General features: G+C 68.6%; 8 protein-coding genes and 2 pseudogenes. 1 reads left to right on the top strand and 9 read right to left on the bottom strand.

What is annotated here, in order from left to right:
* A pseudogene (locus VQ042_RS15745) lies at positions 1 to 261 on the top strand (hypothetical protein); the annotation flags it as partial.
* 34 nt (positions 262 to 295) lie between these two features.
* Here the strand turns inward: VQ042_RS15745 and VQ042_RS15740 are convergent.
* The 9 genes and pseudogenes from VQ042_RS15740 to VQ042_RS15700 all read right to left on the bottom strand — a co-directional run bounded on the left by VQ042_RS15740 (position 296) and on the right by VQ042_RS15700 (position 8,931).
* Complete coding sequence (locus tag VQ042_RS15740; RefSeq protein ID WP_331820949.1) at positions 296 to 1,099, bottom strand: tellurite resistance TerB family protein; 804 nt, start codon at positions 1,097 to 1,099, stop codon at positions 296 to 298.
* Between the two features lie 100 nt (positions 1,100 to 1,199).
* Complete coding sequence (locus VQ042_RS15735) at positions 1,200 to 1,862, bottom strand: septation protein A (protein WP_331820947.1); 663 nt, start codon at positions 1,860 to 1,862, stop codon at positions 1,200 to 1,202.
* 85 nt (positions 1,863 to 1,947) lie between these two features.
* A pseudogene (gene ftsY / locus VQ042_RS15730) lies at positions 1,948 to 2,865 on the bottom strand (signal recognition particle-docking protein FtsY); the annotation flags it as partial.
* Between the two features lie 515 nt (positions 2,866 to 3,380).
* Entirely contained in the window at positions 3,381 to 3,677 is a 297-nt protein-coding gene (locus tag VQ042_RS15725; protein ID WP_331820945.1) for a hypothetical protein, read from the bottom strand.
* Between the two features lie 3 nt (positions 3,678 to 3,680).
* On the bottom strand, positions 3,681 to 5,003 hold the full coding sequence (mtaB, locus tag VQ042_RS15720; protein ID WP_331820943.1) for a tRNA (N(6)-L-threonylcarbamoyladenosine(37)-C(2))-methylthiotransferase MtaB: 1,323 nt from the start codon (positions 5,001 to 5,003) through the stop codon (positions 3,681 to 3,683).
* Entirely contained in the window at positions 5,003 to 5,917 is a 915-nt protein-coding gene (dapF, locus tag VQ042_RS15715; RefSeq protein WP_331820941.1) for a diaminopimelate epimerase, read from the bottom strand. Before dapF ends, mtaB begins: the two co-directional genes overlap by 1 nt.
* Positions 5,918 to 5,962: 45 nt before the next feature.
* Positions 5,963 to 7,117, bottom strand: coding sequence for an NADH:flavin oxidoreductase/NADH oxidase (locus VQ042_RS15710; RefSeq protein WP_331820939.1), 1,155 nt, complete (start codon positions 7,115 to 7,117; stop codon positions 5,963 to 5,965).
* 198 nt (positions 7,118 to 7,315) lie between these two features.
* Positions 7,316 to 7,594, bottom strand: coding sequence for a hypothetical protein (locus tag VQ042_RS15705; protein ID WP_331820938.1), 279 nt, complete (start codon positions 7,592 to 7,594; stop codon positions 7,316 to 7,318).
* Positions 7,595 to 7,779: 185 nt separating this feature from the next.
* Entirely contained in the window at positions 7,780 to 8,931 is a 1,152-nt protein-coding gene (locus tag VQ042_RS15700; RefSeq protein WP_331820937.1) for an endonuclease/exonuclease/phosphatase family protein, read from the bottom strand.
* Between the last annotated feature and the right edge of the window lie 285 nt (positions 8,932 to 9,216).

Raw genomic sequence — 9,216 nt, 5'->3', positions numbered from 1 at the left:
GATGGTAGGTCACGTGGATATCCTCATTGCTTGCACCGTGGTCACCACACCACGCCGCAAAAACAACGATCTCATCCAAAGTTCGCAAGGCGGCTCACGCCGGAGGCACACGACGCACTGGCCTTTCCGTCGGTGCACTGGGCGCTGAACCACGACCGCGAGGCGCAGGAGGGCGCCCCGCCTGTGCCCTTCGCCAACCCCGGCGGCGCGATCGGCGACACGATGCCCGACGGGCGGCCGCTGCCGATCGGCGAGTTCTGAGCCAACCGGAAGCCTGGCACCACCGGGGTGTGGCTTACGCTTCGGCCTGCACTTCGCCGGCGGTGCGGCGGATCTCGGCGGTCAGCTCCGAGGGCAGTTCGAGACGGGCAGCCAGGAGGTCGAGATAGGCCCGCTCGGCCGGGTGGTCGGGATCGATCGCCAGCACCGAAGCCGTGTAGATCTCCATCGCCAGTTCCGGCGTCCTGGCACTGGCGGCCAGGGCGTCGATACTCATCGGATGACGCATCTCGTCGATGACGAAGCCCTTTTCCTCGGCGTCGAGGTCGAGATCGCCGATCCGGCCGAAGATCGCTTCCTGTTCCCCGGCATCGATGTAGCCGTCGGCCTTGGCCGCGGCGATCATCGCCGACAGCATCAGCCGCGCACGGCTCTCCTCGTCGCCCGCCGGCAGGAAGGCCGTGCCTTCGGGAGCGGGAAGCTCTGCCGGTGCCTTGGCTGCGTCGGGCAGGCGCGGGGTCGGCTGCGCATTGGGCAGGGCGCTGCCCTGATTGGCCTGGTAATTCTGATAGGCCTTGTAGGCGAGACCCGCCACGAGGGCGGCGCCACCGAGCTTCAGCGCCGAGCCCCCGAGCTTGCGCACGCCCTTGCCGCGAAACAGGCTGGAGGCAAGGCCGCCCATCAGCGCGCCGCCGAGAGCCGTGCCGGCGCCGCCCTGCAACATGCCGCCAAGGCCGGAGCCTGATCCGCCACGCCCCTGCAGCATGCCGCCGAGCTGGTCGACGAGGGAGCCGCCCTGGCCCTGACCCTGGCTGCCGGGATGCCGGCCCTTCTGGCCGTCGGCACCGAGGAACTGTCCGAGAAGCTTCTGCATGTCCATGGCGATGAGCCTCGTATCTGGATGTGGTGACGGGTGCGTTGATGCGGCGTGCCAACCCGCGCATTCCCTGCAGCCGGCAGGGCTTGCGCGGGATGGCGGCTCAGCTGTTGCCGTCCTTGGCGCCGGCCAGGCGTTCGGTCGAATGCTGCTTGATCAGCGGGATCTGGGTCAGCATGAAGATGATGGTGATCGGCATCGTCGCCCAGACCTTGAAGGCGACCCAGAAATCGGTCGAGAAATTGCGCCAGACGACTTCGTTGATAACCGCCAGGAAGATGAAGAACAGGCCCCAGCGCAGGGTCATCTTGCGCCAGCCCTCGGAGTCCAGCTTGAACGCCTGGTCGAAGACGTAGCCGAGCAGCGACTTGCCGAAGAGCAGCCCGCCGAGCAGCACCGCGGCGAACAGGCCGTTGACGATGGTCGGCTTCATCTTGATGAAGGTCTCGTCCTGCAGCCACAGCGTCAGCGAGCCGAACACCAGCACCACCGCGCCGGTGACCAGCGGCATGATCGGCAGAGAGCGGGTGATGGCCCAGGAGACCGACAGCGAGATCGCCATGGCGGCCATGAACAGGCCCGTGGCGATGAACAGCGGCCCGCCGAATTCCTTCAGGATCGGGAAGGTCGCCGACAGCTGCTCGCCGCGCGAGTTGGCGAAGAAGAAGACCATCAGCGGGCCCAGCTCCAGCGCAAATTTCAGGAGCGGGTTCATCTCCTTGCGGCCGGGGCTGTTGGGCTCTTCTTCGAGGATGTGGTGCGCCATGCGATCTCCCTGTTGCCCGTCCATATCGGGATTGAAATCGACGAATGCGAGGCGCCGAGCCGCCTCGCATTGAAAATTTCGCCGATCAGGCCGCCGGGGTCGTGCCCGCGATGGCGGCGGCGAAATCCCTGGCCTTGAACGGCTCCAGATCGTCGATGCCCTCGCCGACGCCGACGAAATAGACCGGGAGGCGGAACTTGGCGGCGATGGCAACGAGGATGCCGCCGCGTGCCGAGCCGTCGAGCTTGGTCATCACCAGACCGTTGACCCCGGCGACATTGCGGAAGATCTCGACCTGGCTCATGGCGTTCTGGCCGGTGGTGGCGTCGAGGGTCAGGAGCACCGTGTGCGGCGCGTCCGGCTCGCGCTTCTGCAGCACGCGCACGATCTTCTCCAGCTCGGCCATCAGCTCGGTCTTGTTCTGCAGGCGTCCGGCGGTGTCGACGATCAGCACGTCGGAGCCGTTTTCGACCGCCCGGTCGTAGGCCTCGAAGGCCAGGCCCGCGGCGTCGGCGCCGATCGCCTTGGCGACCACCTCGGAATGGGTGCGCTCGCCCCAGATCTTGAGCTGCTCGACGGCGGCGGCGCGGAAGGTGTCGCCGGCGCAGAGGGTCACCTTGAGCCCGCCGCGGTTCAGCTTGGCGGCCAGCTTGCCGATGGTCGTGGTCTTGCCGGTGCCGTTGACGCCGACCACCAGGATGACATGCGGCTTCTTGGCGAGATCGAGCTCCAGCGGCAGCGCCACCGGTTCGAGGGCCTTCTCGATCTCCTCGGCAAGAATGGTGCGCACTTCCTGGCCGGTGACCTCCCGGCCGAAGCGGCCTTCGGACAGGCGGTCGGTGATCTTCAGGGCTGTCTCGACGCCGAGATCGGCCTGGATCAGCACGTCCTCGAAATCCTGCAGGGTCTCCTCGTCCAGCCGGCGCTTGGTGAAGATCGATCCGATCGATCCCGTGAGCTGGGTGGACGAGCGGGCCAGGCCCTCGCGCAGCCGCTGCAGCCAGGGCACACGCGGCGCCGGTGCCGGCTCGGGCGCGGACGGCGCCTGTTCGCGGACCCGGAAGCCGGAGGCCGGATCGGGCGCGGGTCGTGGCGCAGGCGCCGATGGCCCGGCGATGCCGGGCTCGGGCCGGACATCTTCATCGAGTTCATCGAAGGAGGGGTCGACCCGCTCGGCGACCGGGGCGTCGCCGTCCTCCTCGTCTTCGGGCGGAAGATCGGCATCGAGCCAGGAGAAATCGGCCTCCTCGCCGTCATCGGTTCCGTCGTCATTGTGACCGTCGAGGTGGTCGTCGCCGGTGGCCGGGGGGATCTCGGGCGCCGCCACATCGGCGGCCTCGGATGGCGCGCGGGTTTCCCCGGCGAGCGGCTCGACCGGCGTCTCTGCGCCCGTCTCGTCATATTCCCCGAGGCGTTCGGCGGGCGCCGCGTCGAGGAAGGCAAACTCGCTCTCGTCGGCCGGCTCGACCGGATCGGGTGTTTCCAGCCAGGAAAAGTCGGCCGTTTCGGCCTCGTCATCTAGCTCCGGCGGGAGTCCGGCGTTTTTTTTTGAGCCGGGTCCGCTTCGGGATGGTGGGCGGTCTCTGCCAGCGGGGTGATGCCGCCGCCGTCGTCCACGCCGGCGTCCGCCCCGGCCTCGGAATCGGCAACGGAACTTGCGGCGGCCGTCGGGCGCACGTCCGGATCGGGCGAATCGGCGGCACCCATCTCGGTGTCGGACGGGCGCGGCGTGTCGCCATGCTCGGGTGTGCGGTCCGCCTCGCTGTCCGACCCGAAGGAGAAGATGCGGCGGAAGAAGCCTTTTTGTTCAGCCATGTCTTACGTCAGTTCTCTTGCAGGGTCGGAGGGGGTCCCGGCTGGGCCGGAACGCAGGATATCGGCACGGGCGACGAGCCTGCCACCACGTTCGCTCTCAATGATAGTGTCGAGGAGGGCCCCGGGGAGGTCTGCGTCGATCTCGCAGAGGGTGAAATCAGCGCAGCGGCCGCGGCGGTTGCGCTCCACCAGCACCGTCTGCCGCGTCCCGACGAGCCGCGCCAGATGGGCGCTGTGGGCGGCCTCGCCCCGGGCCCGCAGGGCCGCGGCGCGCTCCTTGACCACATCATGGGGCAATTGCGGCATGCGGGCGGCCGGCGTGCCCTCGCGGGGCGAGAAGGGGAACACGTGGAGATGCGTCAGGCCGCATTCCTCGACGAGCCTCATGGAATTTCGAAACATCGCGTCGGTCTCGGTCGGGAAGCCGGCGATGATGTCGGCGCCGTAGACGATGTCGGGCCGGGCGGCGCGCATTTCGGCGCAGAAGCGGATGGCGTCGTCGCGGGTGTGGCGCCGCTTCATGCGCTTCAGGATCATGTCGTCACCGGCCTGCAACGACAGGTGCAGATGCGGCATTAGCCGGGTCTCGGAGCCGATCGCCTCCACCAGCGCCGGATCGGCCTCGACGGAATCGATCGAGGAGAGCCGCAGGCGCGCCAGGTCCGGCACATGCTTCAGGATCGCCTGGACGAGCTGGCCGAGCCGGGGCGCCCCGGGCAGGTCCGCGCCCCAGGAGGTCATGTCGACGCCCGACAGCACAACTTCGTTGTAGCCGGCGGCCACGAGGCGTTTCACCTGATCGACCGCCACACCCATGGGCACCGAGCGCGAATTGCCGCGGCCGAAGGGGATGATGCAGAAGGTGCAGCGGTGGTCGCAGCCGTTCTGCACCTGGACGATGGCGCGGGCGCGTCCCTCGATGGCGTCGACCATATGACCGGCGGTCTCGGTGACGCTCATGATGTCGTTGACGCGCACCTTCTCCTCGGCGGCGACGCCGAAATCCGGCAGGGCGCGATAGGCGGTGGCCGACAGCTTCTCGTCATTGCCGATGACGGCGTCGACCTCGCCCATTTCGGCGAAGCGGCCGGGCTCGGTCTGGGCGGCGCAGCCGGTGACGACGATGCGCGCCTCCGGGTTCTCGCGCCGCGCCCGGCGGATCTGCTTGCGCGCCTGGCGCACGGCTTCCGCCGTGACCGCGCAGGTGTTGAAGACGATGGCGCCGCGCGGGTCGTCGGCGAGTCCCGCAGCAGAGGCCTCGCGCTTCATGATCTCCGCCTCGTAGGTGTTGAGTCGGCAGCCGAAGGAAACGATCTCGACTCCCATCAGGCCGGCTCGTGCGTCGCCGTCTCGTCGCGCTGATAGGCGCCGGTCGCCGGATCGAGGCGTCCCGACCAGTTCCACTCGGCCGGGCCGGTCATGATCACGTGGTCGTCGTCGCGCCATTCGATCAGGAGGTCGCCGCCGGGCACCGTCACCGTGACGGTACGGCCCGTGCGCCGGGTGCGGGCAGCGGAGACGGCGGCGGCACAGGCAGCCGAGCCGCAGGCGAGCGTCAGGCCGACGCCGCGCTCCCAGGTCCGCAGCGTCAGGGCGTCCGGCCCCGTCACCTGGGCGATGGAGATGTTGGCCCGCTCGGGAAACATCGGGTGGTTCTCGAGGACCGGTCCGAACCGGTCGAGCGCAAAGCTCCAGACGTCGCGGTCGACCCAGAAGATCGCATGCGGATTGCCCATGGAGGCGACCGAGGGCGAATGCAGCACCGGCGCGTCGATCGGCCCGATCTGCAGTTCGATCGCCCGGGTATCGTTGAATTCTTCCGACAGTGGGATCTCGTTCCAGGCAAAGCGCGGCCGACCCATGTCGACGGCGATCATGCCGTCGGCACGTTCGGAGGCGGTCAGGATGCCGGCGCGGGTCTGGAAGGTGAACTCCCGGCGGCCGGTCTCGGCGGCGAGCGCCTGGACAACGCAGCGCGTGCCGTTGCCGCAGGCCTCGGCCTCGGAGCCGTCGCGGTTGATGATCCGCACATAGGCGTCGGTGCCGTCGACCCGGGGATCATGGATCGCCATGATCTGGTCGAACCGGGTCGCCGGGTCCTCGGCGAGGGCGCGCGCCGCCGCCGCCGAGATCCGCGCCGCCGATCCGCGCAGATCGGCGACGACGATCTCGTTGCCGAGCCCGTTCATCCGGGCAAAGGCCACGCTGGGGCTCGTCGGTGGGGCGGCGCTGTCCGTCATCCCGGCTATATGGCCGATGCGCGGCCGGATTGAAAGATCGTGCGCTCAGCGCTGGCCGAAGGCGGCATCCTTGAACAGCGCCTTGAACTCGCGCGGCTGGGACCGCCAATATTGCTTCGGCACGCGCACCGAGGCGCCGAGCTCGGCGGCCGCATGCCACGGCCAGTGCGGCTCGTACAGGATGGCGCGGGCGATCGCGATGGCGTCGGCGCGCTTCTCGGCGAGGATGGTCTCGGCCTGCCGCGCCTCGGTGATCAGGCCGACGCCGATCACTGGCATCGACACTTGCGCCTTCACGGCTTCGGCGAAATGCACCTGGTAGCCGGGTCCCAGCGGGATCGTCTGGTCGGGCGAGACGCCGCCGGACGAGACGTGGATCGCCGCGGCGCCGCGGGCTTCCAGCGCCCTGGCGTAGGCGATCGTGCCGTCGATGTCCCAGCCGCCCTCGACCCAGTCGCTGGCCGAGACGCGGACCCAGACGGGCACATGGTCCGGCACCGCGGCGCGCACGGCATCGAAGACCTCGAGCGGGAAGCGCATGCGGTTCTCGACGCTGCCGCCATATTCGTCCTCGCGGCGGTTCGAGATCGGCGACAGGAACTGGTGCAGGAGATAGCCGTGCGCCGAATGCAGCTCGATGCCGACGATGCCGAGGCGTACGGCGCGCAGGGCCGTGGCGACGAAATCGTCGCGGATCTTCTGCAGGCCGGCCGCGTCGAGGGCGGTCGGCGCGATCTCGCCGGGAGAGTGGGGGATGGCCGAGGGGGCAACGCATTGCCAGCCGGTCGGATCGGTGGGGGCGATCTGCTGGCCGCCGGCCCAGGGCTCGGCACTCGAGGCCTTGCGGCCGGCATGGCCGAGCTGGATCGCCACGGGCATCTGCGAATGGACGGCGAGCGCGTTCAGGACCCGTGCCAGCGCGGCCTCGTTGCCGTCGCTGTAGAGGCCGAGATCCTTGTGGGTGATGCGCGCCTCGGGCGAGACCGCGGTCGCTTCCAGGATGAGCAGGCCGGCGCCGGACATGGCGAGCTGGCCCAGATGCATCATGTGCCAGTCGGTGGCCGATCCGTCATCGGCCGAATACTGGCACATGGGCGCGATGATGATGCGGTTCTCCAGCCGCAGCGCGCCCAGATCGAGCGGCGCGAAGAGGGGGCTGAGGGTCTGCGAAGTATCCGATTCCGGGGTCTGCGTATCCATCAGGCGGCCTTCCTTGAAGCATGATGCTCCCCGAATGCGCCGCGATGCCGCGAAGTTCAAGCCCCGCAGAGATGACGCAGCGTCTCGCCTGATGCCGCCTCGGGTGCGGGACGAACGACGAAGCGGAGCGTAGCGTAGACACCGGGACAGAAGACGCAACCGGCGGCCAGATCTACTGGCCGCCGGCATGGTGCGGTTTCAGTTTGCCGGAGCCGCCGGTGCTGCGTCGCCGCCCGCCGCCGGGGCCTCGACGTCCGGGGTCTCAACATTCACGTCCGGGGCATCGACGGAGATGTTGGTGTCGGAGCCACCGCCGCCACCCAGGAGACCATCGCCGAAGACGAAGAAGGCGCCGATCACGACGACGACGATCAGGATGCCGGCGATCAGCCAGCTGCCGCCACCGCCGCCTCCGCTGCCGCGGTCGTTGTTGACGATGACGGTTCGCTCGCGCTCGGGCTCACGCAGGTCGCTCATGGGATGCTCCGTTCTTGAAGGATTCGGCGGCAGGCCGCCCGGAATGCGCTCCGGCCCCCGCCGCGGCCTCTTTCAAGGCCGCAACAGCAAGGATCGTCGTGCGTCGTTCCGGCACAGAATGCCGGATGGGCGAAGTCGTTCCGTTTCCGACTAACGATCTGCGAGCGCTCTCCTCCAGGTGGCGGCTATTTCTCCCAATCGGTCCCGATGGCGTCCCGGTCGAGATCTTCGGCATCGTCCATGATGTCGGCCCGTTCCTGCCGGTCGGCCCGGTCGCTGCCGGCCGGATTGTTCACCGCGTCGGGCGAGCTGGTCAGCGCCAGTCGGAACAGGATGGGGAAATGATCCGACCCCACGGGGTCGAGCCGGTCCATCTCCACCAGTTCGAAGCGCGGGTCGTGGAACAGGTGGTCTAGGGGCCAGCGCATGAACCAGAAGCGCGCATCGAAGGTATTGTAGAAGCCGCGCCCGACGCGCGGATCGAGCAGCCGCGACAGGCGCTGGAAAAGCCGGGTCGTGTGCGACCAGGCGACGTCGTTCAGGTCGCCGCAGACGACAGCCGGCAACGGGTCCTCGGCCACGCGGTCGGCGACGATCAGGAGTTCGGCATCGCGGCCGGCGGAATCGGCGTTCGGCACCGGCGGCTCGGGATGGACGGCGTAGAGCCGGAAGCGTGCGCCATTGGGCAGGGTCGCGGCGGTGATCACCGACGGCACATCGTCCATGACCAGTCGCTCGACGCGGCAGTCCGACAGCGCCAGCCGGGACATGACGATCATGCCGTAGCTGTTGTCGAGCGGTTCCCAGACGACGTCCCGGTAGCCGCGCGCCAGCTCCTGCAGCGCCTTCGCCCATTTGTCGTCGACCTCCATGAAGATCGCGATATCCGGATCGGCATCGCGGACGACGGCGATGGCCCGGTCGAAGGCGGTGTTCGACATCTTCACGTTGCAGGAGACCAGCGACAGCGTCTGCGACCCGCGCGGATCGCCCTCGAAGCGCCTCGACTGCTGCGGGCGCAGCGGAGTGAACTGGGCGATGGTCGCGAGATGGACGATCGCGGCCAGGGCCTGCGCGGCGACCAGCCCCCAGCGCATCCAGGGATCGGCGACCAGCCAGATCGTCACCGGCATCAGCGCCAGGGTCAGGACCAGGAACTGCAGCCGCGGAAAACCGAAGACGCGGACGATGCCGAGGGAGATCCGGGCGAAAGGAATGATGGCAGCGAAGACCAGGAAGGCCGTCGCCGCGCCGATGGCGAGTGGGGCGATCATCGCGACCCCGCGCGGCATCGGGTCCGACGCTGGCTTCGGTACGCTTGGCAGAGGATCATGCATGGCCCTTTCGACATCGATCGCTGGGCGGCGACGGTGTTGCCGGCGCGGTGGTGGCCTGCCCGGCGCGGCGCTCCCATGATGTCGCCCGGCCGGCATTCGTCCACCCCTGGCGTTCCGCAAGGGACGGGAAGCTTGACATTCCGGGCCGCGTGGTATTTCTGCAGACGCAAATCCGCGACATCTGTCCGCGACCCGCCGACCATGCCCCTCGCAAGAGCCGCATGGAGGTCAACATCCGCCAGCGAGTTTCGCCCGCGGATGCGATCGTGCTTTGAGCCTTGCCCG

The organism is Aurantimonas sp. A2-1-M11 (genome assembly GCF_036549475.1).
Lineage (GTDB): Bacteria > Pseudomonadota > Alphaproteobacteria > Rhizobiales > Rhizobiaceae > Aurantimonas.
Note: the sequence above shows the minus strand (reverse complement) of the source record. Positions and strands in the feature narration are given on the sequence as shown.